Below are 26653 nucleotides of genomic sequence, written 5' to 3'. Positions count from 1 at the left end.
GGCTCGATATGGAGACAATTTTACAGTTTAAAAATTTGGATTATTATTATGAAAGTAATGGAAAAAATGTAGCGATACTAGAAAATGTTAACTTTTCTTTTCAAAAAGGACATTTCTACACGATTTTAGGACCATCTGGATCTGGTAAAACCACAACCCTAAGCTTAGGTTGTGGACTAGATGTCCCTAAAAATGGTTATGTACTGTATAATGGCAAAGATATTAGAAAAATTGGTTTGGATCGATACCGTAATCAAAATGTATCTGTAATTTTCCAATCTTATAACTTAATAACCTATATGACAGCTCTTCAAAATGTCTTAACAGCAATGGAAATTACAGGTGTTAAAGTGCAAAATAAAACAGCAAGAGCATTACAATTATTAGAGAGGGTAGGACTCTCAGAAGCTGAAGCGAAACGAAACGTCCTGCAACTAAGCGGTGGGCAACAACAGCGTGTAGCAATTGCTCGAGCACTATCTTGTAATGTTGATTTATTGATTGCGGATGAGCCGACAGGAAACCTTGATGAGGAAACCGCAATGGATATTATAGAACTGTTTCAAGAACTTGCACATAAAGAGAATAAATGCATTATTGTTGTGACGCACTCACAGGAGGTTGCTAAAAAATCAGATCGTGCAGTGTATTTAAGTAAGAAGAAGTTGGTCGTAAATGAAATCTAATATAAACATCGTAGTTGTTCGATTCACATAATTTTAAAAATTCAGACCTTTCAAAAGATTATATTTATTTTATAATAAAATCAAGCCATAACCAAAATGGTCTCCCTGTACTGAATGTTAAAATAGTTTGTTGTTCCCGTTTTAATAATATTTGAAAAAGAACTTGTAGGATATTCTACAAGTTCTTTTTAGTATAATTGGTTACCTATATCATGGGATAATCACACATAAAAAACGGAACATTACCTAGATGTATAATCTAAATATCGTCCCGTTTACCTACTCTGTATAGTTATTGCAGAATTAAACCTACAATCATAATTAAACTAAATACTATCATCCAACCAAACGCACAATAGCCAAAAATTCTAATCCATTTAGGTAATTGATGCATGTTAATTTTATTTGTGGGAACTCCTTGCATAGAAAACATCATTTTTTGATCTCTATCTCTATTATTTTGTTGTTCATGCATAATATCATCACCTTTCCAGAACTATTGTGTTTATAGTATATCAGCCTAAAGAAAATTATGTACAGAATAAGAGGGGATAGCATAAATATTATGTGGTGAATTTTATAAATAAAGACATTTAATTGCCATGGTTCTAAGCGCTAATACGTTATAAATACTGAACAAGAGCCCTACATAAATAGGACTCTTGTTCTTCAAATATTAAGTTGCTGGATATAGATTAGAACCAAGGTAACGTTCTTTTATAATTTGAAGATGATGAAGCTCATGACCAGCAATGATGTATGCTAATGCACGAACTGTAACTTCAGAATTATTCGCATTTCCTCTTTGTGACCAAGCTTCTTTATCTAAGCTTCTAAGTAAATGCAGGGTAGATTGGCGAACAACTATTAAATTCTCAAGAAGATCTTGCATAGATTGCTTATCAAAAGCAGCTCTAAGAACATACATATCATCATTATAGCCTGGAAGTTCTGCTGTCTCGCCTCGAGCAATTGATAGCAATCGATACGCCATAATCCGTTCTGTATCTGCTATATGACCGATTACTTCTTTTATACTCCATTTAGTAGGAGCATACCGGAAAAGTCCCTCACTATCAGAAATTCCCTTTAATAAAAGATTCGTTTCCTTCATTTGTTGTTCTAGAATATGTATGATATTTCCGTCTGATACCAAGTTGGTATACGTTGCATAATAGGAGTTATATTCACTTGCTTGTGGTCTTATTTGCATACGAATCATCCTTTTTGTTTTATGTTTAATCTTTATATATAGCTTAACATAAAAGAATTCCAAATTAATCTGAAAATGGAGGTGAATATACATTTTTCATCCTCCTTTTCAGTTTCATAGATGAAATGTATCTCAAATAAGAGAATCTAATTTGCTGCTAAGCGTAATTTCGCTTTTTCTGCTGTTATAGTAGAAGGTAAATATTTAAGGTGAATACAGTTTTTCGCTACTTATGACAATCGCCATTTAAAAAGTAGCATACGTCATTAAACGAAAAGCCTGTTAATAAGTTTATACTTACTACAAAAACAAATAAACTCATCCTATTTAAAGGAGAGTTTATTTGTTTTTATGTTTAGATAGCGGAATACTCATGCAAAATTGCACACTATGTTCCATATTTTTTATTGAATACTTTATATCTAACGTTTCAAGAATTTGTTTAACAATATATAGCCCCAAACCACTTCCTCCAGTATTTCGATTCCTTGATTTTTCAATTCGATAAAATGGTTTGAAAATTTGTTGAATATCTTCATCTTTAATATTGATACCTGTATTTATAATTTTCATTTCGATTTGATCTTGTTTAGAATTCTCTCTTAACTTTATATAGACTTTTTCATTATGTGGTGAATACATAACCGCATTGTGGATAATATTTTTACATGCTTTTTCTAAAAGAGCACAATCTGTATAAATAGAAAGGTCAGAATCAATTTCTTTTATTATTTCGATGCTTTTTTGAGAAGCAAAAAATTCGAGATCTTTTGTGATTGTACCTATTAACTTTGAAGGGTTAACTTCCTCTACTTTTAGTTTGAAGGTGTGTTGTTCTAATTTCGATACGCTTAAAATTTCACGAACTAATTGTTCCATACTTTCAATAATTCGATGATTTTTCTTTAAATATTGATCGCGATTTTGATAAGGGCCAATATTGTAAATCATCCCTTCTAAGTAGCCTTTCATTACAGTAAGAGGGGACTTTAATTCATGTGCTACAATCGCAAAAAACTCTCTGCGTTTTGTTTCTATTTCTCTTTCTTTTTCAATATCATTTTTTAATTGTTCATTTGCTTTTTTTAAATCAAACATAGCTTGTTGTAAGTTAATAGACATGTCATTCAAACTATTAGACAATTCTCCTAACTCATCTGTAGAGCGAACCTCAATTTTTTCGGAGAAATCTAAATTTGCCATCTTTTGTGCACCTTCATTAATATAAATAAGTGGCTTTGTAATAAACCTGGAATAAAAATAAGCACTCCCTATACCAATAATGAGCACAATGATACTAATATAGGGGAGAAAGCGTACTAAAACTTGTGAAGCTTCATCAATCGGTTGAAATGTAGCAAACACTACAAGCGTTAAACTACCATCTTGGAATTGAATTGGTTTCGTAACATTATATGAATTGCTAAGGGTACCTACATTCTCGAACCGTGTTGCTCTAGTAACTACTGTTGTTTGCGAACCACTTTGAGTAAAAGAAAATGAAGGAGAGTATTTAATTATTCCCTCATTATTTTGAAGATAAAGCATCGCATTATTTTTTTTTGCATATTCATCAAAAAGTGGTATCGCATCTTGAAACGTAAGATCTTTAGACTTATCAATGATTTCTTTTATCCCTGTTTGAAGTTGATCTGTTTTGTATTGCTCATAAAATGTAGGGAGAAAGAAGTATAAAGTTAAATAAATCAATACTGCAAAGGATAACAAAATGAGAGATGTAGTCATAAAGAGTTTATAAGTAATTTGCTTCATCTTCATGAGTTTCACAATACTATTCATCAATTTTATAACCAATACCCTTTATTGTTTTAATATAAGGGATAGCTAATTTTTTACGTAGATTTTTAATATGTGTATCAATTATTCGTGTTTCTCCAAAATAATCGTACCCCCAAACCTTCTCTACGATATTTTCTCTTGTAAGTACTTTTCTCTCATTTTGAAATAGTAGTTGTAGAATTTCAAACTCTTTTGTCGTTAATATAATTTCAACGTCATTTACATATACTCTATATGCATCCACATCAATACGCACTTCTTTAAATATCAAATGATTATTTACATTTTTATCATAACTTCTTCTAAGTACAGCTTCGACTCGTCTAATCAAAACATGAAATGAAAAGGGTTTTGTTATATAATCATCGATCCCAAGGTCGAATCCTTTCATTTGATCTTCCTCTTCTTCCAACGCAGTTAGCATAATAATTGGTACGTTTGACTGACTTCGGATCATTTTAGAAACTTCAAACCCATTAAGATTGGGCATCATGACATCTAGAAGAATTAAATCAAAGGATTGCTTATTAAATTGTGTCATACCCTCTAGTCCATCTGAAGCGACTACCACTGTATAATGCTGTGTCATTAAAAACTGTTTAATTAATTCCTGAATTTCTTGATCGTCCTCTACCACGAGAATATGATAGTTTTTCATAATATCACCTCTGGTAGTCATTATAGCCGTACTATCTGGAGTTTATGTGGAGATACAGTAGGAAACTGCATAGGGTGTTTAACGTCTTAGCTCCATTTACTTTGTTGTATGGTTGAAAAAACTTATCGTATGAAAAGATGTACGAAAAACTAATGTATAATAATATAAAATGTATGTAATTTCTGAAATTTCGCGAAAATACACTTGTGCTTCTTTACCAAAAGAGGGAAAGGAATTTCAATATAGAAGAAGCTACAGTAATACTAGAGTGTGTGCCAAGAACTTTGGACTTCTTTCATCTAGTTTCTGTTTAATCGTTAATCACTACATAACAATGCTCTTGCTAAACCAAAAGTTTAAAGGTACGAACTTGAAGAGGTTTACATAATACTAGAAAGGTTGTGAAATGATTTGAAGGGTTATAAAGCTATGCTGTTTGATTTAGATGATACGTTACTTGATAGGGATAAGGCAGTAGCGGCATTATTTTTAATTGTTTTAGAAAAGTGTTATGAAAATGTAGATGGTGCAGCTAAAAGCAACATGTTACAGAAATTCAAAGAATACGATAAAAGAGAATATGGCATAAGTAATAAAACGACAATTTTAGAATCATTGTTTGATGAATTCACGCCGAAGTATAGATTGCCACGCAATTATATCCAAGATTTTTGGAATAATAATTTCCCTAGATGTTTTTCAATAGACCCAAATACTATTCATTTCTTAAATCAAATAAAGAAGCACTTTAAAGTTGGAATTATAACAAATGGCTCAACTCAGAGGCAAAAAGCTAAAATATTTAACACGAATTTAAATAGGTATTTTGAAACAATCATTATTTCTGAAGAAGTGGGATTTAGTAAACCTGATAAACGTATATTCGAACTAGCATTAAATAAGCTAAATTTACAGCCGGAAAATACTTTATTTGTTGGGGATGACTTAGAAAAGGATATTGCTGGTCCTCAAAATGTAAATATAAAAGGTGTGTGGTTTAACCCTCAGAAAATCAAGAATACTACCAAAATACAACCATATGCCGAGATTAACACTTTGGATAGTTTGTTAAGTTATGTTACTCCACAATATTTTTATAACAAGTAAAAGTAATCTCATATATATTCAAAAATATAAAAAAGAGAAACAATCATTAATTTCATTGACCGTATTAGTAATAAAAAATATATATTTACAATAAAAAATAGAGGCGATTTTAATAGCTGCGGCTAATTTAATCTATGATTAATACGAAGTTTTGTAAAACAATTTTACTCATACTGTGTAAATTATAAAGGGGTGGGACTATGGAAATAAAGAAAGTAGTAATCGATGGAATCAATATTGCGGTCATTAGAAACGATAAGGTATTAATATCGGATGTTCAGTCTGCATTAGATACTATGGCAACAGTTCAATATGAGGTAGATGCGAAACATATTATTATCCATAAATCTTTAATAAGTGAAGATTTCTTTGATCTAAAAACACGGCTTGCGGGCGATATCCTTCAAAAGTTTATAAACTACAAGGTAAAGATTGCTATTGTTGGAGATTTCTCTATGTATACTAGTAAAAGCTTAAAGAATTTTATTTATGAATGTAATAAAGGGAATGACATTTTTTACTTAGCAACTGAACAACAAGCAATTGAAAAACTAAGTACATTAAAGTAATAATTATATCCTGCTAAATTCCCCCATTTCACTTAGTTCATGATTATATACGATATAGAAGAACTGATGTTTGTGGTAAACTAAGAGATGAATAAAGGGGGAGTTTTCTTGAACAATTTTAATAATATAATCCAAAATTTAAATAATATAGTTTACAAACCTAACAACTTAATGATTACGAATCTAAAAGAAGAAAAGCAAAACGCAGAATATGCAGGATGTTTATTTGACTTAAATAACAAAACCATTCGTTTTAGAAAATCAAAAGTTACACCTAATAAAATTGGTCAATTTGTTTCTTTTTGGGAGAAAGATGACAATATGCAAAATCAAGCATTTTCTTATGACACTGCTCCTGACTTATTAGTTATTACTTGTATAGATGATCATAAACTAGGACAATTTATTTTGCCTAAAGAGATTCTTCTTAAGGAAAAAATCTTGAGAGCACAAAATCAAAAAGGCAAGATGGCTATGAGGATTTATCCTATATGGGATAAGCCTGTCAGCAATCAAGCTAAAAAGAGCCAAATGTGGCAACTTCAGTATTTTGTTGATTTAAGCGATCATAATAATTTACCTATAGACAAACTATTAAATTTGTATTCGTAGCTTCTTATCTTAAGTGATCTTGTCGGTTAGACTTTTTGTACCGGTACAGTTAAATGAAATGTACGTTGTTACAGTACCCCTTAAAATTTACAATCAGCATATATTATTTAAACTTATAAAATTTTAAGGGGTGCTAAATATGACAAGTTTACAAGATCAGCTTTTCACAAGATTAAATCTTAAAAAACGTAATGAAGTAACGTTTGAAGAATTACCTACTATACTCTTTTCATTTGCGCATACTATACCATTTGAGAATTTAGACGTTATAGCACGTAATACGAATCAAATCTCTCTGGAAAACTTACGAGAGAAAATTTTAACTAGTTCCCGTGGTGGACTTTGCTACGAATTAAACACTCTTTTTTACTATTTCTTAAAAGACTGTGGCTATGATGTACAACTGGCATTAGGTACGGTTTATAAAAGTGATATAAATGCATGGGCACTTGAGGATGGCCATATAACAATTATTTTAACTTATGCTAATGTACAGTATTTAATTGATGTAGGTATAGCTTCGTTAGTACCTCTTGTTCCTGTACCTTTTACTGATGAGTCTGTTTCTTCAAAGAATGGTTCGTACCGGGTGAGACGAAAAGATACGAGTAAAGGAAATTATGTTTTAGAAAGAATAGATGCTGCTGGAGAATGGAAAGTATGTCATGCTTTTTATAAACATATTATTGATGAGATAGTAGTAAACGATGTTCAAAGAAGAGTAATAGAAGATGAGAAATCTATTTTTAATAAGGGACCAATTGCAGTGAAATTGACGGACTATGGCCATGTCTCTTTAACGAATAATAGTGTAACTGAAATTATTTATGGAGCAAAAACAAAGCGTGAGGTTACAGAAGAACAATATAGAGAGCTTTTATATACTTTATTTGCTATTAAGTTATGAATAATAAAGATAGCCGGTACTTATTCAGAAGCGGCTATCTTTATTATTTTTTGTGTAAATGGTTTTCGTCTAATATGTTTCGGAAAATGCGGTATAGTTAATGTTTTTAATGTTTTCTCAGTTTCTTCATATGTATGAAAAACTGGTTCTTTTGCAGCAGAATAATATGATTTAAAGTTTGATTTTCTTAATACATATAATACACTAGAACAGTACGAAAAAGTATGTACAATGAACTTTGAATGTAAAGGAAGATTATTATGTCGGTTATTGATAAATTGAAACTTAATAAGTATACAAATATGGTCGTTATTAACGAACCAAGTGAGTATGACATTTTTACAGGTAAAGAAACTGCATTCTCAAAAGAACACGATGCTATCTTTATATTTGTAGAAACGCTTGATGAAATGGTGAAACAAACGAATTTTATTATTAGTAATGAAGAATTACTAATTGAAAAAGGTTACGTGTTCTTCGCATATCCGAAAAAAGGTAATGCTCGTTATAGTACGTTTATTCACCGTGATGAGATGTTTCCGGCATTAAATGTTGGAGAAGATGGTTATGTGGGAGAAAGCGATATTAAATTTGCACGAATGGTAAGTATGGATGAAGTCTTTACTGTTGTAGGTTTAAAACGTGAAAAGAAAAAAACAATGAAAACATCTGCTATGAGTCAATGTGTTGCCGATTATGCAGATCGAATTAAAGATGTTGAAGCATTATTAGCTAATCATCCGAATGAACTTAAGTTTTATCAAAGTTTAACGCCTGGATACCAAAAAGATTGGGCACGTAATCTTTTTTCTGTGAAACAAGAAAAAACACGTGAAAAACGTCTAGAGAAAATGATAGAAATCCTTTCACAAGGCTATAAAACAATTGAATTATTCCGTAAGAAGAAAAAATAATGATTAAGAAAGTCACAATGCTGCAACAATTAATTGTGATGAGTACATTGAAAAAAGTATTCCTTCCATTATACTAAGGAATGTTCTTATATTTATATAATTACCAAAAGAGAAAAGGTGTTTGAAATGAAATCGTATATTGTAGTTGGATCTGGAATTTTAGGAGCGTCTACTGCTTATCATCTTGCTAAGGCAGGTGCGAATGTTACTATCGTGGATCGCCAACAATTAGGACAAGCAACTGATGCAGGAGCAGGTATTGTATGTCCATGGCTATCACAGCGTCGTAATAAAGCATGGTATAAAATTGTTAAAGGCGGTGCACGTTACTATTCTTCGTTAATTCAGCAATTAGAAGAAGACGGTGAAACTGACACAGGGTATAATCGTGTAGGTGCAATTAGTTTACATACTGACGAGAAAAAGTTAGATCAAATGGAAGAGCGAGCTTATAAACGACGTGAAGATGCCCCAGAGATTGGTGAAATCACTCGCTTATCAGCTGAAGAAACAAAAAAATTATTCCCAGCATTATCAGACGAATATAGTTCTGTTCATATTAGTGGTGCTGCACGAGTAAATGGAAGATTATTACGCAATGCATTAATAAGTGCTGCGAAAAAACATGGTGCAACTTTTATAAAAGGCGATGCCATATTAGTACGTGAAGGAAATCATATTACTGGAGTTACAGTAAACGATGAAACAATCTTAGCGGAAAAGGTTATTGTAACTGCAGGCGCATGGGCGAATGAAATCTTGAACCCATTAGGAATTAATTTCTTAGTTACATTCCAAAAAGGACAAATTGTTCATCTGCAAATTGAAAATACAGCAACAGAAAATATGCCAGTTGTTATGCCACCAAACGATCAATATATTTTAACGTTTGACAATGGTCATGTCGTAATTGGTGCAACACATGAGAATGATACTGGTTTCGATCATCGTGTAACAGCAGGTGGTTTACATGAAGTATTCCATAAGGCATTATCAGTTGCACCTGGCTTAGAAAATGCTACAATGCTTGAAACGAGAGTTGGGTTCAGACCATTCACACCAGGATTCTTACCTGTTATAGGACCACTACCTAACTTTGAAGGAATTTTCGTTGCGAATGGATTAGGAGCTTCGGGTTTAACAGCTGGTCCATACTTAGGAGCGGAACTTGCTAAACTATCGCTCGGACAACCGATTGAATTAGATTTAAATGATTATGACGTTGCTGGCGCAATTGAATAATATAGGGTACTGCTAACATTTAGGAAAAACCATGCTAAACAAATTCGACAGGGAATAAGCAGTTTTTCCTCTGTTAAGAGTAAGCCTGTTTATGAAAAGTAAAATTCTTTAAAAATAGAGGGCCGACATTATAAACCTGCATTAATAATGTAGAATTGTGATGTCGGCTCTTTATTCATATTGATTTAAAACTTATTTTCGAGAGGAGATTAAGTAATGAGAGCGCCATATCAAGTATTGATATTTCCTTATATAAAAACTGCCAATTCCATTCAATATGCTATTTTCAACCGAAGTGATTATGGTTATTGGCAAGGAATAGCTGGTGGCGGAGAAGACGGTGAGATTCCTATTGAATCAGCAAAACGGGAAGCGTTTGAAGAGGCTGGTATTACAAGAGAATGTCCATATATACAATTAGATTCTGTGTCTTCACTACCAGTAGAGGATGTAGTTGGAGGATTCCTTTGGGGAGAAGAGGTTTATGTAATAAAAGAATTTTCTTTTGGAGTTAAAGTCCCTACAAAAAACATATCATTATCTAAAGAACACTTCAATTATAAATGGTTATGCTTTGAGGAAGCAGTAACGTTTTTGAAATGGGATAGCAACAAAACAGCATTGTGGGAATTAAACAAAAGATTATTAAAACAATAAAAGTGTTAGCTAACAAAGATAGTAGTGGAACAAGAATTGAACCATTAACAAATCCTTGCTACACTTCTAAACAATGTTTTAGATTATAAAATAGAGTAATATAGATTTTGCATAGGTAATGCACTAAGAGAACTTGCACTAAGAAAAGCTCTATACAGTTGACTCTGAAAAAATGAAAATAGTTAGAAATATTTTTATATCGTACGGTTTTTGGCTATGAATAACGGAATAAATATTAAGTATTCAACAGTTTAAATATAACGAGTTAGCTTTTTATTTTAAGAAGAAAGATGACTCGTTTTATGCTAAAATTCGCTTAGTGTATATTTTCGTTAAAATGTGGGTGGGCCCCTTTTAGCAAAACCGGAGTGGGAATGATGAGTATAAATAGTTTTGTGGGATTGATAAAGGACGAATTATTAAAAGAGGTAAGCATAAGAAGTGAGGATAAATTCGAGCCTGTAGTAGTTAAAGATATTCCTAGACTTTGGAAGTGTTTAGGAACAGGTAATTATGCCGCAGTATTCATGCACAGAGAATACAAAGATTGGGTAGTGAAAGTTTACGTGCGAGAAGGAGAAGGAATTGAAAAAGAGTCAGAAGTATACCGAAGAATTGGAGATCATCCTTCTTATTCAAAACTTATATATAAAGGAGAAAATTTCATAGTATTGAAACGTTTAAAAGAAATTACCTTATACGATGCTATTCATAAGGGTATTAAAATTCCTAAGCAAGTAATACTTGATATTAATGAGGCTTTAGAGTATGCGAGGGAACAAGGGTTAACTCCTTGTGATGTTCACGGGAAAAATGTGATGATGGAAAAAGGAAGGGGATATGTAGTCGATGTATCTGATTTCTTAAAAACAAAAGAAGATAGTAAGTGGAGAGACCTAGAAAAGGCATATTTCACCTTTTATTTTCCTTTCATTTATAAATTACCTTTCCCCGTTAAAATACCGTATTTTATGTTAAACATTGTTAGACGTTCGTACAGAAAATATAAGAAGCTTAAAAAGAAATTCAAATTATAAAAGGACCACATATGTTCCTGAAAACGATTTGAATTCACATAAATAACTTTAGAAAAATTTAAAATTTTGTTTAGGGGCTACTTCAAGACCTTAGCTTGCTGGGTATGTGGTGCTACCCCATTACTATCAACTTAAGAATTGATAGTAATGGGGTATTTAATTTCTTATCTTGATGAGTATGGGATACTGCCAGCATTTCTTCTATATTCTTGTTGTAGGGTGTTATAAAATTTTTAAGTTAATAGGCCTTGAGTGGCATACATAGCAGAATTAACGAGTAAATGTAATAATCTCATCAACAGCTTTGATATAACCACCTGCCTCACGGAATGATTGACTAATTTTTTTGGCATTCTCTTTGTAAATCGAATGCTGAAACACTTCATTAACGGCATGTTTTAAATCCTCGGCCGATAATTGCTGGATATTTAACATAAATCCTGCGCCAAGTTCGTATACTCGCTCAGTAATCGTATGCTGATCATTTATAAATGGGAGCATAACTAGAGGTACTTCAAAATAAAGTGATTCACTTGTGCTATTCATTCCACAATGACTAATAAATACATCCGCTTGACGCAGTATATCTAATTGTGGAAGATAGTTACCAACAATAAAATTATCAGGTATATCTCCTAGCTGCTCCACTGTTAATTGTTTGCCTATACTAAGTACTACTTTCGTATTGAGATCTTTTAAACCGACGAAACATTTTTGATAGAATTCAGGCTGATTATTAATTATGGTTCCCATAGAAATATAAATCACACGTTCTCCTTTTAATTCATCAACCGAAAAATCATTTAGAGTTTCATTTTCAGCAATGGAAGGACCGATAAAAATATAGCCATCCTTAAAATCCTTGCTGTTTCTTTGGAAATAGCGAGAAGTAAAGACAATATTCAAATCGCCTGAACCCGGACAAAGTAAAAAATTATCAGATAGGGATACTTCATATTTTCCTTCTAAATATTGTTTCCTTTTTGCTATTTCTTCTAATTGCAAAAATGCTTGTAGCATGGCTAAACGTTCCTGTTTTTGTCCTATGTTTCTTGTTCCTGTCAGGTTCATATTTTCTTTTAGTTCTTGTGAAAAAGCAAACGTGGTCCAAGTTGCAATAGATGCTAAACCTCTATGGTGAGCAACCCATTTTCCAGGTAAAGACTGTGCATCATAGAGGATGTAATCGTATGTTTCTTTGGAGATTTCTTCAAAAATGGAATCAGTAATTCTTTCCATAGCATGAAGGAAGTGTAATAAGTACTCTTGAGGATGGGAAGTCATAAGATTCATAGTTTCCGAAAGCTCTCTTTGTGCCTCTTGATTGATGGGACGGAATTGTGCACCTGCTTTTTTGATTTTTTCTTCAAAATCATTTGATGAATAATAGACAATGTTGTCTCCACGTTGTACTAAATCATGTACTAATCCTAATGTTGGATTTAAGTGTCCTTCTCCACCTATATTGATGTAAAGTGCTTTTTTCATCTTTATCCCCTCCAGTAAATTTGATATCGTAAAATGTAAACGTTTTTTTATTTTGTTTGAATTATAACAAACGAAGTGAATAAATGTCTATTTTCATTTTTGAATATTCTTAATTTTTAGAGGGTATTTTATTTAGATAACTTGATGGATGTGGCGAGACCCCACATCCATCAAGTTAAGAAAAAGAAACACCCCAAAAACAAAAAAATGAGATGACTTCTCAAAGTAACTAACTGTAGAGAAAGAAAAATTTCATTTAGTGGGTACTTCAAAACCTTAGCTTAATGGCGATGGGTTCACCATATCAAAACAAAAAAATTGTGCGTATAGACATATTTTTCAACCGCTTCCTGTACGTTAAGAGAATCGTTATTTTTTTACAGTTTTTTTATTATGGAATTCAAAATAACTAATTATAATAGGTGAAAAAACAATCAATAGTTGGGTTACGGAAAGGATTCGAATTTACATTCTTTCTCAATACATATTATGGATAAATAAAGTAAAATATGGGTTATGGTTATGTCTCATGTTGTGTTAATCCTAACAATAACTAAGGGTACATAATATGCTTTCATACCTTTGAATAATTTTGTTATAGAAGGGATGGAGATTTAAATGGCTCAAATTGTTGGTATTGATAGATACCTTTGTACTGGGGCTTTAATCTATATGCGTGAGGGCCTTTCCCTAAGTCTTGTTAGGAAGTAAGGAACAGCAAGCAAACACTTATACAATATGAATAGAGGAGAGGAATGCCTTATGAAAATACGTAGTCAAATTACATGTGCAAGTTTGGCCCTTTTAATAGTTGGAAGTTCCCTGTTATATACAACACCAACCTCAATTGTAAAAGCAGAGCCCACTCAAAATGTATCTAGTTCGTTACAAACAAATACTCAACGAGATCATACTTCCGTCAAGCAAGCAATGCGGGATACATTGCAACTTGGATACCCGGGGATACTTGCTAAAACTTCTGAGGGTGGAAAAACGTGGGGGTATGCCGCTGGAATAGCGGATCTGAGAACCAAGAAACCAATGAAAACAGATTTTCGCTTTCGCATTGGGAGTGTGACGAAGACGTTCACCGCAACAGTTGTACTTCAATTAGCTGGAGAGAATCGCCTGAAGCTAAACGACTACATCGAAGACTGGTTGCCTGGTGTCATTCAAGGAAATGGATATGATGGTAACAAGATTACTATCCGGCACATATTGAACCATACAAGTGGTATCGCTGAATACTCAAGGTCAAAAGACGCTGATTTTACGGATACAAAAAAATCGTATACGGCTGAAGAGTTAGTGAAGATGGGGGTTTCTCTGCCTCCAGACTTTGCTCCAGGAAAGGGCTGGTCTTATTCAAACACAGGATACGTATTACTGGGCATTCTTATTGAAAAAGTAACTGGAAACAGCTATGCGGAAGAGGTTGAAAATCGAATTATTGAACCACTTGAATTGTCGAATACATTCCTACCAGGCAACTCAAGTGTTATTCCAGGCACTAACCATGCCCGTGGATATGTCCAACCAGACGGAGCAAGTGAGCTAAAAGACGTTACTTATTATAACCCAAGTGCAGGTAGCTCTGCTGGAGATATGATTTCTACTGCTGACGACTTAAACAAATTCTTCTCTTACTTGCTCGGTGGCAAGTTACTGAAGGAACAGCAACTAAAACAAATGCTTACTACAGTTCCTACAGGAAAAGAAGGAATCGATGGATATGGTCTTGGAATCTATGAAACTAAGCTGCCAAGCGGTGTCTCGATATGGGGACACTCAGGTGGCATTCTAGGGTTTACAACTCTAGTTGGAGGTACACTTGGAGGCAATCATACGTTGGTCGTCAATTGGAATAGTTTGGGTAGAACTGGCAGTCCTAATCCTTTTAAAAATATTTTACTTGCTGAATTTAGCAAGTAGGAAAAAAGGAAAAATTTATCGTAGTTTTCATAATTGAAAATGTACTTTTCTGGTTCAAAAGCCCCAACTTATTTTCAAGAAAACTTTGGGGCTTTTTTTGTTTTGGTGGCGTTTATTCTTAAGTTGATGGATGTGTGGTGCTACCCCAAAATAAAAAGATTAGGAGTGAATCCTAATCTTTTTATTTATACATATTTTTGGTTGTTATATCACTATCAATTCCAAAACGGGATATTTTGAATAAATGAAACCGTCAAAATTAGTGTTGATGCGGAACCAGCAGTTACTAAAGTTACTATTTTTCGTCCATTCTGTTCTTTTGAAGGTTTTATAAGTTCTGTAATTAACACAATCCATATTATGATAGAGACTATTGAAATAATATTTATAGACATATGTATCACATCCCTTCTTGTTTTTACATAAATATTTCTTCTTTTATAAAATAAAAGCAATTTAACAAGAAAACATGTACCTCATTAAAAATCAATATTTCCCTGTTAAACCAACTTTTTTAAATAGAAATACGACTGATAAAACGATAACAACAGCCTTCAAACTTCCCCAATATGGATAAATAGTATGATCTGTTAGACTAGCATATTGAAAAATATTCTCTAAACCGAAAATTCCTATCATGACTGCTAAAATAAATGAAGCTGATCCATACGTCCCGTTATGATAGAGGGTAAATAAGTATATTGCACATATAAGTGGTACGATGATTTGTAATAAGAGTGTCATAATTAGTCCCCCAGTATATTGATACTTATATTATATACAAAATTGTAATAAAAAGGAATGCGACTTATTTAATACTAACAGAACTACTCTAATCATATTCTTCTATAAAAAAGAAGAAAAAGGGGTGTACAGTTAATTGACAAAAGTTAAAGTTAATTTACGACCCATTGTTCATAACGTAAATTTACCAACCGTATTGAAAACAACGATACTTCCAGGTGAATCGACCGAAAGACTATTTATCGCAACTCAATTAGGAGAGATTTTTTACATAGGGGAAGGAGTTATAAAGAAATTTTTAGATATTCGTCACCTAATTATTAAATTAGGTACATCTGAAGAAGGTGTTTCTAGTAGCGGTTATGATGAACGAGGATTACTAGGACTTGCATTTCATCCACAATTTTATCAAAACGGTTTATTTTATCTTCATTATTCAGTAGCCGGAACTCAAGGTCCAGGTGCACTTTCTGAACAATTTAAACCGAATCCTTGTGACCCTAAAACGTTAAATTTAAAGTGGGTTAATAGAAATACGCAATATGATCACATTGATACAGTGGAAGAATGGACTTTACAATCTAACGGCCAAGCTCAAAAGCGACGAACATTACTGAATGTAAGAAGACCATTTTTTAATCATAACGGAGTCAATAGTTTAAATTTTTCACCTGAGACTGGAAAACTTGTTTTTACAAATGGAGATGGCGGATCAGGTTATGATCCATTTAATTTAAGCCAAGATGATTTAGAAATAGCAGGAAAAATAATTGAAATCGATGTAAATAAAAATACATTTATAAATAACCCTCCTGTAGTTACACGCTTTAATGACCTCCCTTTATCTATACAAGAAACACTTACAGTAATTGCAAAAGGAGTACGTAATATAACCGGCATTTCATTTCAAAGGTTTTATAATCAATATATCAAATACACCGGAAATGTCGGACAGGATATTGTAGAGTCTATTTTTTCATTTGTTCAATATAAACCTATACCAGTTACAGAACTTGTTCAAATGCATTTTATGAGGTTAACTCCCAATCAAGATGGTTTTATCAATTTTGGGTGGCGAGGATGGGAAGGGGATTTACCTACTTCTTTTATACGACATTGTTCCGAAAATCAGACTTTGGATGAGAGAACAATAGTTTATTATGATGAAACAATACAAACTTCAGTGAAGCGTATTCTGCCTCTACTTAGTTATTTTCATAAAGATTCTAGAACCGATAAGTTTGGAGGAACTTCACTTACAGGAGTTCAGCCATATATGGGAAATGCAATTTCAAATTTAACGGGTAGCGTTGTTTTTACCGACCTTGCTAAGAAAGAAGATTCTCGACCGCCGGTTAAGGGTGTTTTAGCTTATACTAGAGCAGGTACAGACGGTAAACATGCTGACTTTCGTGTTATTGAAACCAATTATGATTTTGGTACGCAAGCAGCTTATTATATGAGTTTAGGAACAAGTTCGGATCAAACTAGATTATATTTAGGAGTTTACAGTTCTATGAAAGTAACTGATTTTAACAAAGGTACCATTTTTGAAATTATTCCTTGATACGATACAAATACGCAGTCTAAAAACATAAGGAATTTATTCTGTTTCCAAAACGCAAGACTTAACTTATCCCCCTAAAAATCTTCAATGTATTAGCATCTATTAACTTGTAGAAAGTAACTCATAAACCATATGTGTACGAATAATATAGAAAGTAATGAATGAGGTATCTTTAGGGGGAATTTTGATGAATCGGTTTGTACGTTATTGGTATCAACTGATGATAGAACATGATACGAACTTTGTTCATAAAAGAAAATTGTCCCTTGCGAATAAGTTAGTACTTACAGCTTTAATGAGTGCATTGGCCACCATGTTTCAAGCAGCAGGAAACTTAGTTCCTGGTATAGGTTTACTCATTAGTCCATTTTCGACATTGCCAATTTTTTTTGCTATTTTCTATTCTATTCGTGAGGGAATACTTTCTTATATTCTTACTATTTTTCTATTATTTATTATTGAGCCAAGTGAACTAATTGTCTTTCCTTTTACTACAGGCTTATTAGGTCTAGCCTTAGGACTAGCCTTTTTAAAATTCAAGAGGAGAATTTGGATTGTTTCCTTTTCAGCGACTTGTCTACTTATAGGGATTATGATCGTTCTCGATGTTTTCCGTTTTCCGGTACTTGGTCCTACTGTTCATACAACTATGGACATAAAAATTATTTTATCAATATTTATACTGAGCTTTCTATACTGCTGGATTTATGCAGGTTTTTGCAGAATAATGATGAATAGATTATGTAAAGTGTTGTATTGACAATGGCATAATGAAGATTGGAGAATGCATTCATGACTAACGTTGCAGTTAGAAGACCGAATTTGAATGATGTAGATGAACTATATTTATTTTTCCGTATCGTTATTACGAATACATACAAAAATGAAGGATTGTCACAATTATTGGATGACATAGAAAATGAAATTAACTCAAAAAAGCAGTATTTGAAAAGTGATTTTGAAAGTAACGGAGAAAGTCGTTACTTTTTATTAGCGATTGATACAAGTAATGATAAAATCATTGGAACAATCGAAACCGGTCCAGCAAGTACATTGATTACTAGTTGTACAGGTGGTGTACTTAAAAATTTGTATGAAATAGGAACTGTATTCATACTTCCCGAGTATCAAAGAAAGGGAATAGGGAGTTTATTACTACATACAATGTTTCTTACATTACTTAGCAGAGGGATAACAGAATATTGTTTAGATAGTGGATATAAAAATGCGCAAAGTATATGGATGAAAAAGTTCGGAAAACCTAGCTATGTATTGAAAGATTACTGGGGAGAATCCAGTGATCATATGATTTGGAAGAAAAGTTTACATGATACACCTATAATATTTGAATTATAAAATGAAATATGCCCCTGAACATAGCTTTTCTTACTTATGTATGCTATTATTTATCTTTATAATAAAAGAGGACGTGAATGAACTTGATTAAAATTAGTATCCCTGAAGTTGATGTTACAATTACTGAACGTAAACAAGTTATTAAAGGAGACGAGCCAATCATTACTCCAATTAATGGATTTATCGATTTCCACTTGTTCCCTAGAGATAAAGGCGGCATTTTTATGTTTTACAATATTAATGACGAACTACTTTTCGTAGGTAAAGCTCGTAAAATTAGACAACGTATTAAGAAGCATTTTGAAGATAATGTTTCACCAATTAAAAATCACCGTGATGAAGTATACCGCATTGATGCATGTATCGTAGAAGATCCAACAGAAAGAGAAATTTACGAAACATATATCATTAATGAATACAAAGCGAAATATAACGTTGATAAAGTATTCTACAAATAATCAACATTAATAAAAAACAATCCTAGCTAATATGCCAGGATTGTTTTTTATTTAGATTTATTCTTCATATCTTTCTCCTTTTTTTAAATGATTAGCCACAATAAAACAGAATATCCCTATAAATATAAGTACAATACCAAGCGTTTTATGTTTTCCCTCAAAGAAAGGAATATCTGAAATAACATTTGTCATACATAGTCCTAAAAATACAAGGATAGGGCCCATCCAAAGTAATACATTACCGAATTTTGTGTGCTTCCACATAATAACCCTCCTTAATTCTCTTTACATATATATCCATAAATTAAAAGTAAATTCATAGAGAAATATAGTTTTTTTCATATCGAAAATTTAACCCTCATATATTGGTACAAGCAAAAGAGAAAGGAGACCATCATGAATTGGTTAGAAGCTTTCATATTAGGTATAATTCAAGGTTTAACAGAATTTTTACCAATCAGTAGTACCGGACATCTTTATTTAGGAAGACATTTATTTCAATTAGATGAAGCAGGCTTATTTTTAGATACGATGTTGCATATTGGGACTTTACTTGCAGTGTTTATTTATTACAAAAAAGAAGTTATATATTTAATTAAAAACCCATTTTCAAAGCTCATGTTATTACTTATCGTTGGGACAATACCCGCAGTTGTAATTGGTTTATTGTTTAAAGACTTCTTTGAAGATATTTCAAAAACAGGAATCACAATCGGTTGGGAGTTTTTAGTGACCGGATTCTTTCTCTACATGGCAGATAAACAAAAGAATGGTCGTAAAAAAATGGATGACATAACATATAAAGACGCATTAATTATCGGTTCATTTCAAGCGGCCGCTATTTTTCCAGCCATTTCCCGTTCTGGAATGACAATTGTCGCTGCATTATGGAGAAAATTAGACCGTGAAACAGCTGCTTACTTTTCTTTTTTACTTTCGACACCAGCAATCGCCGGAGCTATCATTTTGCAATTTGTAGACGTTTTTCAAGGGAAAGCAGAATCTATTTCTAGTACATCTTTAATTGTCGGAACGTTATCAGCATCGTTTTTTGGATACATAGCCGTTTCATGGATGATTCAATATTTAAAACGTCACTCCTTAAAAGTATTCGCGTATTACGTATGGGGATTAGGTATTTTAATTTTAATGTTGCAATTTACTGATGTATTTTAAGTATAATGATAAAGAAGTTAATTAGTTTAAGATCCTGTTTTATTCATACAAGGCAGGATCTCTTTTTATTAAGGGGGAAAATATGTTTAATACGGCTATCGTTATTGGTGGAAGTATGGCAGGAAAACTCGCAGCAAAAGCATTATCAACTTCTTTTAAAGAAGTAATCATTATAGAAGCTGGTGAAAGATGGGATGGAAAGTCTTCGAGAAAAAGAGTTCCACAAAGTAATCATCCTCATGTGTTATTAAAAGGTGGAGAAAACGCAATTGAGGAATTGTTTCCTAATATTACGAATGAATTAATAGAAGCAGGTAGTATCGTAAATAACTTTACTCGTGATTTAAAATGGCATCAATTTGATTTATGGAAACAGCCATTCATAGGGGAAGTACATATGATTCAACAAAGTCGTCCTTTGCTAGAATGGTATATTCAAAAACGAATACACCAAATTTCTAATATTACTATTAAATATGAAACATTGGTTAAAGGGTTATTGGTAGATGGAAAGCTTAACAAAGTGTGTGGAGTAAAAGTTAAATATTTAGAGACAGACACACAAGAAGAAGTTCATGCAGATATTGTAGTTGATGCAAGTGGATTTGGTTCAAAAAGTATAGAGTGGCTACGAGAATACGAAATTGAAGTACAAGAAGAAAAAGTTCGTATTGATTTATTTTACACAACGAAAATGTTTAAACTTAAAGAAAGTGAGGAGTTAGACTGTTGTAATATGCTAATGTCTCCGAGTTTCCCTGATAACCCTTATGGCGTTCTTATTCAAACGATAGAAGATAATCGTTATTTTGTTACTTTCAGTGGATACGCAAATGAGAAAGCACCACAAACAGATGATGAGTTTTATGATTTTGCTGAAAACCTATCAATTTCTAATGTTACAGAGTTTCTAAACAAAGCTGAGGGGATTACTGATATAAAGACATACAAAATCCCTTATCAAGTACGTCGGCGATTTGATTTAGTGAATAATTTACCAGAAGGATTGTTAGTAGTTGGAGATGCGCAATGTCGTTTTGATCCCGTTTTCGGCCAAGGCGTATCAGTTGCTGCTATGGAGGCTCACCAGTTGCAATTACTTCTGCAAGGTAGAAAACAACTTGATAAAACATTTACACAACAATTTTATAAAAAGGCAGCTACTATAATAGAAACCCCTTGGGATATGACAACGACGGAAATATCACGTCACCCGCAGCTAAAGAGAGAATTAACTACAAAACAAAAATTTCAGCTATGGTATACGAAACAAATATATCGACTATCCGCGAATGATTCTGATGTTTATATTCGTTTAGTACGAGTGATGAATTTAATTCGTAGTCCATTTCATCTTTTTCATCCGAAAGTGCTACTATCTGTATTGCTTAATCGAAAAAAATAGCAGGAATATGATTGATTAAAAAAGAATGTATAACAGTTAGTAAATCAAGAGGGAGAATACGGGATGGAAATATACATAGAGCAACTAAAGAAACAAGATGCTAAGGATTTATTTACGTTTGAACTTACGAATAAATCTTTCTTTGAAACAATGGTACCAAATCGTGGCTCAAAATATTTTGAATTTGAATATTTCCAAAAACTACTAGACGATTTATTAATAGAACAAGCGGATGGAGATTCTTATTTTTATTTAATTCGTAATGAAGAAAAAGAAATTGTAGGGCGAATCAATTTAGTAGATATAGATACGGAAACTCGAATTAGTTCGCTAGGGTATCGGGTCGGAGAAAAATTTACTAAAAAAGGAGTTGCAACAGCAGCCGTAAAATTAATTTTAGATGTAGCGAAAAATAATGAAATTACTGAAGTTCATGCTAAAACAACTACTAATAATCTCGCATCACAAATTGTACTAGAAAAAAGTGGATTTTCTTCTTATCAAAACGAATCAGATACAACATCTGTAGAATTAAATGGAGAACATGTGAAGTTTGTACATTATATTTGGAGAAATACTTCGCGCTTATAATAAGGAGGACTTATTCATGAATGATTTACGTTATCCAATTGGCCAATTTACATACAAACGTCCTATAACTGAAGAAATGATTGATACATGGATTCAAGAAATTGAAGATTTACCTAATGAACTAACAAAGGCAATTAAAGATTTAGATCAGAAGCAGTTAGATACACCGTATCGCGTTGGAGGTTGGACGGTCCGTCAAGTTGTTCATCACGTCGTTGATAGCCATATGAATAGCTACATACGCTTTAAATTAGCACTGACAGAAAAGAATCCAACTATTAAGCCGTATAAAGAAGAGAAGTGGGCAGAGTTACCTGATTCAAAATTACCAGTAGATGTTTCACTAGTAATGCTAGATTCATTACATAAAAGATGGGTTAACCTTTTATATTCTCTAGAAATTGAAGATTTAGAAAAGACATTTAACCATCCTGAAACTGGTGAAACAAAACTTGCTGTTGCAATAGGACTATACGCATGGCATGGTCGTCATCATACAGCTCATATTACATCTTTAAGAAAGCGTCTAAATTGGTAACATGGATATCATATTAGAGAAGGCGACAGAAACTGATGCAGAAGTTATATTTCAAATGCAAATAGACTCATTTAGCCCTTTATTACATAAATATAAAGACTATGAAACAAATCCAGCAAATGAAACTATCGAAAAAACTATTTGTAGAATAAATCATGTAGACGGTGGCTTCTATAAAATAATAGTGGCTATGAATCTTGTTGGAGCGATATGCATTTCACAAAAAGAAACACCCTCTAAATTTTGGATCAGTCCAATGTTTATTCATCCGGGTTATCAAGGAAAAGGAATTGCTCAAAAGGTGATTACATTAATTGAGGAAATGTTTCTTAAAGCAACGAGCTGGGAACTTGCTACTATTTTAGAAGAAGAGAAAAATTGTTTTTTGTATGAAAAGATGGGGTATAAAAGAACAGAAGTTATAAAGAAATTAAATGATGAAACTACACTTATTTATTACAAAAAAGAAAGGTAAAGCATTTAAAATACGCTTTACCTTTTTATGTTACTTTAGATTAAATATACAAAAACAATGTATGTTCTTCCAAAATACTCGGGTTAGTAATTTTAAAAGTGAATAAAAATACAAAAACTACTAATTTGTCGTAAATGTTACTAACGCTTTTTGAATGCTTAAAATACTATCGTCACCTTTAAATTCTTTCGTAATTGGATCCTCCATACTAGACACCCAAATTTTAAGTTCTGCATCTAAATCAAAATGCCCAGCCGTTTCGATGCTATATTGTGTAATACTTTTATAAGGAATAGAATGGTATTCTGTTTTTTTGCCAGTTACTCCTTGTTTATCTACTAAAATAAGACGACGATTTGTAAATACGATTAGATCACGAATTAATTTATAAGCATGCTCTACTTTTTCATCGTCTAGCATAATCTTCTCTAAATCACGTTCTACACTTTCAGAACTCGTATTTGATGCATTTCCTAAAATACCGCTAAATAAACCCATATTAAATTCCTCCTTTAATATATGTGGAATGAATTACTTATATTGTAACATGTTACTCACAAAGATATTATGACATTACTTTAGTATTTTCTGGTTATTGTTGTAATTAGTTTATATAACCTCATCTTAAAATCTTATGCTAATATGAAATTAAGAAAAAAGAAGCAGAGGGATATAGCATGAAGAATATAGGTTTAGTATTAGAAGGCGGAGGAATGAAAGGTTTATATACTGCAGGTGTACTCGAATATTTCATGGAAAAGAACTTATTCTTTCCGTATGTAGTCGGCGTATCAGCTGGAGCCTGTATGGGAGCAACTTATTTATCACGTCAAAAAGGGAGAAATAAGAAAGTAAATACAGAGCTAGTAGCAGATCACCGTTATATATCTTATCGAAATTTGATTCGAAAACGCGAATTATTCGGAATGGATTTTTTATTTGATGAAGTACCTAATAAAATTGTACCATTTGATTTTCAAACTTTCTTAAAATGTAATGAACAGTTTGTCATAGGGACGACTGATTGCGAATCAGGACAAGCCATTTATTATAATAAAGCAGAACACGGAAATGATATTTTAAAAATCATTCGCGCCTCAAGCTCTGTACCGTTTATAGCACCTGCTGTAGAATATAATAATCGAAAATTATTAGATGGAGGGATTATAGACCCTATACCAGTTTTGAAAGCCCAAAAGGATGGTTATGAAAAGAACGTTGTCATTATGACAAAGCCAGAAGGATATGAGAAGCAGCGAAATAAATTTTCAGGCCTGGCTAAAATTTTATATAGAAAATATCCGAAAATCGCAGAGAATTTAGTAGACCATTATCGTTTTTATAATGAGACGATATCTTATATGAATCGGGAAGAACAAAAAGATAATTTTTATGTAATTCAACCAAGTGTACAGCTTCCTATAAGCGGAATAGAAAGAAATAAGGAAAAGCTCGTTAATCTATATAATCTTGGGTATATAGATGCTCAATATCATTATGAAAACTTATTAAATTGGATAGAGAAATAAAGGGGTGGAAAGTTGAAGTTAGGAAAAAGGGTTATTTTTAATGAATTGCAGAAAATGCATATTCCACTTCATAAACCGTTTCCTTATCGTGCTACAGCAAAATTGCAGCGAGACTTAAAAAGTAAATTTACCGAAGATGATTGTATAAACGCTGATTTTAATCATTATTGGATGCATACAGCAGCTACTTTAAATTCTATACTAAATGGAAACGAACAGAACATTACGTTTCAACAAATAAAGTGGTTAAGAAAATCGTTTTTTGAGTGGTTTCCACAATATCATTTTCTAGAAACAGAAATTGTGAATTATCCCATTTTGTATAGAGATTTCATAAGTTATGAGAAGACCAGGAAGCTATTACTTTATTACCTTACTGAATAAAAGCGAAAACGTACAGGTTACATTACTTGTACGTTTTTTTGTTCATAAAATATTCAACATTAACAACTAGTTTATATAGGAATTCTAACGAGAAGAAAGAAGTACATATTATAGAATGATATAGGGGAGGAGAGAAGAATAGCTGTTTTCCTTTAAGGTATTGTCCAACTCCAATACAGTTAGTTATTTATGTTAAAATATTTCGAGTGAACTCAAGCTTTAAACAAAATAAGTCAACAATGCAGAAGGGACAACATTAACATGGAAAACGTATCAAATATAGATAAATTGGAATCAATAAAATCTTTACAGTCAACAATTAGTAAACTTGAAAATGCCTTATCACAGATGACTCAAAAAGGATCAAATACTACTTTAGTGAAAAAAAGACTCAATGCAGTTAGTATCGGCTTAGCTATGTTAGAAAGCGTTTGGAAGCAAGAAACTCATCATTATACTCAGGAAGATTTAGCAGAAACTCGTAATGTTCTTATTGGTTTGCTTCCATCAATTGAAAAGATTTACGATAAGTCAACGCTTGGAAGTCCTCAAAGAACGCTTTTAGAAAGAAGAATAAAATCGTTGGAACTTTCTATTCAAGCAATTGATAATTATTCTAGTAAATAACTTATTTAAAGAGTCTTATTACAAAAGTGTAGCAAGGCTCTTGTATAATTTTATCAAAATTAAATATCTTTACTGTCACATTACAGCAAGGGTAAAACACCTTGACCTACCTCATAATTATTCTTAAACTTCACATCTTCAAGAACTTTTCATTGTCTTTAATAAAAATCCATGTATTAAGTAATCTTCAATCGCAAAAACGCTCAATTATTTAATTTACGAAAATAGAATACCGTCACATATTGCTGTAGATCATGTTAACCAGCTAGAAGAACTAACTTTTGAAAATGATATTCCTTGGATTGAAAATCAAATTTCATCAATAAATTCTAATGCGACTCATCTACATTCTTACATAGCAGTAGGTGAACTCGAAAACGAACCTCTTTTAACGGCTAATAGACGGCTATATAAAGCTTTAGAAGAAAAGAAATACCAAACCACTTACGAAGAGTTTCAAGGCGGACATGATAGCGTATGGTGGCGAGAAAAGCTATTCGATGGATTAAGGGCATTAGAATTTACAAAAACGACATTAGAAAATAAAAAGGAGAGAGAATCTATGAATCAAGAAGAACTAGATAAAAAACTAAAAAAGCAAGAGATTTTAGTGAAAGATGAGAAAGTTTGGTCCTATACGTATGAGGATCATATTAGTTCTATCGTTAAACAAGCAGAACAGAAAGGAGCTTTTGATAATTTACCTGGTAAAGGGAAACCTCTTAATCTTGATAAAGATCTTTCTTACAATCCTGAAAAGCAACTTTATAGAACTTTAGCAAATAATCATGTTTTGCCTAGGTGGATTGAGCTTTCAAAAGAAATTGACGATTTAAAAGAAAAGCTAAAAGAAAATACAAATACTACAGAAGCAGCGGAATTAATTCGAACTATCAATAAAAAGGTTTTAGAGCATAATTTACTTTGTCCGCCAAGCGCGCAAAAAATGAGGGTGAAAATGGATTTTTAACGATTTTCAAT

The 26653-nt window shown here is 32.4% G+C and carries 31 protein-coding genes and 1 pseudogene; 23 read left to right on the top strand and 9 right to left on the bottom strand.

The annotated features are described in order from the left end of the window. The first annotated feature begins 8 nt into the window (after positions 1-8). The gene (locus MHI26_RS13765) at positions 9-686 is read left to right on the top strand and encodes an ABC transporter ATP-binding protein (RefSeq protein ID WP_000447864.1); all 678 of its coding nucleotides are present in this window, start codon (positions 9-11) and stop codon (positions 684-686) included. A gap of 292 nt (positions 687-978) precedes the next feature. Here MHI26_RS13765 and MHI26_RS13760 read toward each other — a convergent pair whose 3' ends face one another. The 4 genes from MHI26_RS13760 to MHI26_RS13745 all read right to left on the bottom strand — a co-directional run bounded on the left by MHI26_RS13760 (position 979) and on the right by MHI26_RS13745 (position 4357). After that, the gene (locus tag MHI26_RS13760) at positions 979-1161 is read right to left on the bottom strand and encodes a hypothetical protein (protein WP_061666118.1); all 183 of its coding nucleotides are present in this window, start codon (positions 1159-1161) and stop codon (positions 979-981) included. A 201-nt stretch (positions 1162-1362) separates the two neighbouring features. Continuing rightward, positions 1363-1899, bottom strand: coding sequence for a DinB family protein (locus MHI26_RS13755; protein WP_042973330.1), 537 nt, complete (start codon positions 1897-1899; stop codon positions 1363-1365). 339 nt (positions 1900-2238) lie between these two features. Beyond that, positions 2239-3699, bottom strand: a complete 1461-nt coding sequence (locus tag MHI26_RS13750; RefSeq protein WP_061666119.1) for a sensor histidine kinase — start codon at positions 3697-3699, stop codon at positions 2239-2241. Then, positions 3692-4357, bottom strand: coding sequence for a response regulator transcription factor (locus MHI26_RS13745; protein WP_000800727.1), 666 nt, complete (start codon positions 4355-4357; stop codon positions 3692-3694). The genes MHI26_RS13750 and MHI26_RS13745 overlap by 8 nt, the downstream gene beginning before the upstream one ends. Before the next feature lie 429 nt (positions 4358-4786). Here MHI26_RS13745 and MHI26_RS13740 point away from each other — a divergent pair, with 429 nt between their 5' ends. From MHI26_RS13740 to MHI26_RS13705, 8 genes are all read left to right on the top strand, one after another. Then, a complete protein-coding gene (locus MHI26_RS13740) occupies positions 4787-5464 on the top strand; it encodes an HAD family hydrolase (protein WP_000895694.1) in 678 nt (225 codons plus the stop codon). A 200-nt stretch (positions 5465-5664) separates the two neighbouring features. Next, the gene (locus MHI26_RS13735) at positions 5665-6033 is read left to right on the top strand and encodes a DUF4180 domain-containing protein (protein WP_061666120.1); all 369 of its coding nucleotides are present in this window, start codon (positions 5665-5667) and stop codon (positions 6031-6033) included. Positions 6034-6120: 87 nt separating this feature from the next. Then, positions 6121-6645 (top strand): MepB family protein, encoded by a 525-nt coding sequence (locus MHI26_RS13730; RefSeq protein ID WP_003307143.1) that lies wholly within the window; start codon positions 6121-6123, stop codon positions 6643-6645. A 139-nt stretch (positions 6646-6784) separates the two neighbouring features. After that, on the top strand, positions 6785-7552 hold the full coding sequence (locus MHI26_RS13725) for an arylamine N-acetyltransferase family protein (RefSeq protein ID WP_000202754.1): 768 nt from the start codon (positions 6785-6787) through the stop codon (positions 7550-7552). 260 nt (positions 7553-7812) lie between these two features. Then, entirely contained in the window at positions 7813-8466 is a 654-nt protein-coding gene (locus tag MHI26_RS13720; protein WP_000110856.1) for a YdeI/OmpD-associated family protein, read from the top strand. Between the two features lie 126 nt (positions 8467-8592). Continuing rightward, positions 8593-9708 carry an NAD(P)/FAD-dependent oxidoreductase gene (locus MHI26_RS13715; RefSeq protein WP_061666122.1) on the top strand — a complete coding sequence of 372 codons (1116 nt, stop codon included), beginning with the start codon at positions 8593-8595 and terminating at the stop codon, positions 9706-9708. 216 nt (positions 9709-9924) lie between these two features. Next, on the top strand, positions 9925-10365 hold the full coding sequence (locus tag MHI26_RS13710) for an NUDIX hydrolase (RefSeq protein WP_001202592.1): 441 nt from the start codon (positions 9925-9927) through the stop codon (positions 10363-10365). Positions 10366-10742: 377 nt separating this feature from the next. Then, positions 10743-11402 (top strand): serine/threonine protein kinase, encoded by a 660-nt coding sequence (locus MHI26_RS13705; RefSeq protein ID WP_000026525.1) that lies wholly within the window; start codon positions 10743-10745, stop codon positions 11400-11402. Positions 11403-11672: 270 nt separating this feature from the next. Here MHI26_RS13705 and MHI26_RS13700 read toward each other — a convergent pair whose 3' ends face one another. Further along, entirely contained in the window at positions 11673-12890 is a 1218-nt protein-coding gene (locus tag MHI26_RS13700) for a macrolide family glycosyltransferase (protein WP_061666121.1), read from the bottom strand. Positions 12891-13652: 762 nt separating this feature from the next. Here MHI26_RS13700 and MHI26_RS13695 point away from each other — a divergent pair. After that, the gene (locus tag MHI26_RS13695) at positions 13653-14822 is read left to right on the top strand and encodes a serine hydrolase domain-containing protein (protein WP_000702514.1); all 1170 of its coding nucleotides are present in this window, start codon (positions 13653-13655) and stop codon (positions 14820-14822) included. Positions 14823-15037: 215 nt separating this feature from the next. Here the strand turns inward: MHI26_RS13695 and MHI26_RS13690 are convergent, their stop codons facing one another. Both MHI26_RS13690 and MHI26_RS13685 read right to left on the bottom strand, forming a co-directional pair. Next, a complete protein-coding gene (locus tag MHI26_RS13690) occupies positions 15038-15217 on the bottom strand; it encodes a hypothetical protein (RefSeq protein ID WP_000026325.1) in 180 nt (59 codons plus the stop codon). Positions 15218-15308: 91 nt separating this feature from the next. Further along, positions 15309-15566, bottom strand: a complete 258-nt coding sequence (locus MHI26_RS13685; RefSeq protein ID WP_061667892.1) for a hypothetical protein — start codon at positions 15564-15566, stop codon at positions 15309-15311. 136 nt (positions 15567-15702) lie between these two features. Here MHI26_RS13685 and MHI26_RS13680 point away from each other — a divergent pair, with 136 nt between their 5' ends. The 4 genes from MHI26_RS13680 (at position 15703) to MHI26_RS13665 (ending at position 18947) form a co-directional block, all read left to right on the top strand. After that, the gene (locus MHI26_RS13680) at positions 15703-17133 is read left to right on the top strand and encodes a PQQ-dependent sugar dehydrogenase (protein ID WP_000169962.1); all 1431 of its coding nucleotides are present in this window, start codon (positions 15703-15705) and stop codon (positions 17131-17133) included. 187 nt (positions 17134-17320) lie between these two features. Continuing rightward, positions 17321-17893 (top strand): hypothetical protein, encoded by a 573-nt coding sequence (locus MHI26_RS13675; protein WP_061667893.1) that lies wholly within the window; start codon positions 17321-17323, stop codon positions 17891-17893. A 32-nt stretch (positions 17894-17925) separates the two neighbouring features. Further along, positions 17926-18489, top strand: coding sequence for a GNAT family N-acetyltransferase (locus tag MHI26_RS13670; RefSeq protein ID WP_016081371.1), 564 nt, complete (start codon positions 17926-17928; stop codon positions 18487-18489). A gap of 77 nt (positions 18490-18566) precedes the next feature. Continuing rightward, complete coding sequence (locus tag MHI26_RS13665; RefSeq protein ID WP_001048947.1) at positions 18567-18947, top strand: nucleotide excision repair endonuclease; 381 nt, start codon at positions 18567-18569, stop codon at positions 18945-18947. 57 nt (positions 18948-19004) lie between these two features. On the opposite strand, the gene MHI26_RS13660 is transcribed toward MHI26_RS13665, so the two are convergent. Next, complete coding sequence (locus tag MHI26_RS13660; RefSeq protein ID WP_000265470.1) at positions 19005-19211, bottom strand: hypothetical protein; 207 nt, start codon at positions 19209-19211, stop codon at positions 19005-19007. 132 nt (positions 19212-19343) lie between these two features. Here MHI26_RS13660 and MHI26_RS13655 point away from each other — a divergent pair, with 132 nt between their 5' ends. The 5 genes from MHI26_RS13655 to MHI26_RS13635 all read left to right on the top strand — a co-directional run bounded on the left by MHI26_RS13655 (position 19344) and on the right by MHI26_RS13635 (position 23132). Beyond that, the gene (locus tag MHI26_RS13655) at positions 19344-20123 is read left to right on the top strand and encodes an undecaprenyl-diphosphate phosphatase (RefSeq protein WP_061667894.1); all 780 of its coding nucleotides are present in this window, start codon (positions 19344-19346) and stop codon (positions 20121-20123) included. An 82-nt stretch (positions 20124-20205) separates the two neighbouring features. Further along, on the top strand, positions 20206-21528 hold the full coding sequence (locus MHI26_RS13650) for an FAD-dependent oxidoreductase (protein WP_000483451.1): 1323 nt from the start codon (positions 20206-20208) through the stop codon (positions 21526-21528). Positions 21529-21591: 63 nt separating this feature from the next. Then, a complete protein-coding gene (locus tag MHI26_RS13645; protein ID WP_061667895.1) occupies positions 21592-22119 on the top strand; it encodes a GNAT family N-acetyltransferase in 528 nt (175 codons plus the stop codon). Between the two features lie 16 nt (positions 22120-22135). Further along, on the top strand, positions 22136-22657 hold the full coding sequence (locus MHI26_RS13640) for a YfiT family bacillithiol transferase (protein ID WP_000999070.1): 522 nt from the start codon (positions 22136-22138) through the stop codon (positions 22655-22657). A 1-nt stretch (position 22658) separates the two neighbouring features. Next, the gene (locus MHI26_RS13635; protein WP_061667896.1) at positions 22659-23132 is read left to right on the top strand and encodes a GNAT family N-acetyltransferase; all 474 of its coding nucleotides are present in this window, start codon (positions 22659-22661) and stop codon (positions 23130-23132) included. Positions 23133-23252: 120 nt separating this feature from the next. Here MHI26_RS13635 and MHI26_RS13630 read toward each other — a convergent pair whose 3' ends face one another. Further along, entirely contained in the window at positions 23253-23630 is a 378-nt protein-coding gene (locus tag MHI26_RS13630; RefSeq protein ID WP_000522473.1) for a PH domain-containing protein, read from the bottom strand. Between the two features lie 179 nt (positions 23631-23809). Here MHI26_RS13630 and MHI26_RS13625 point away from each other — a divergent pair, with 179 nt between their 5' ends. The 4 genes and pseudogenes from MHI26_RS13625 to MHI26_RS13610 form a co-directional block, all read left to right on the top strand. Next, on the top strand, positions 23810-24661 hold the full coding sequence (locus MHI26_RS13625; protein WP_000789260.1) for a patatin-like phospholipase family protein: 852 nt from the start codon (positions 23810-23812) through the stop codon (positions 24659-24661). Between the two features lie 12 nt (positions 24662-24673). Beyond that, complete coding sequence (locus tag MHI26_RS13620) at positions 24674-25045, top strand: YxiJ-like family protein (protein ID WP_061667897.1); 372 nt, start codon at positions 24674-24676, stop codon at positions 25043-25045. A 261-nt stretch (positions 25046-25306) separates the two neighbouring features. Beyond that, a complete protein-coding gene (locus tag MHI26_RS13615; protein ID WP_061667898.1) occupies positions 25307-25672 on the top strand; it encodes a hypothetical protein in 366 nt (121 codons plus the stop codon). Between the two features lie 4 nt (positions 25673-25676). After that, positions 25677-26642 (top strand): annotated as a pseudogene (locus MHI26_RS13610) (DnaJ family domain-containing protein); the annotation flags it as partial. Between the last annotated feature and the right edge of the window lie 11 nt (positions 26643-26653).

This window comes from Bacillus sp. FSL K6-1218, from assembly GCF_038006445.1.
Lineage (GTDB): Bacteria > Bacillota > Bacilli > Bacillales > Bacillaceae_G > Bacillus_A > Bacillus_A thuringiensis_S.
This window is presented reverse-complemented; position numbering and strand designations above follow the sequence as displayed.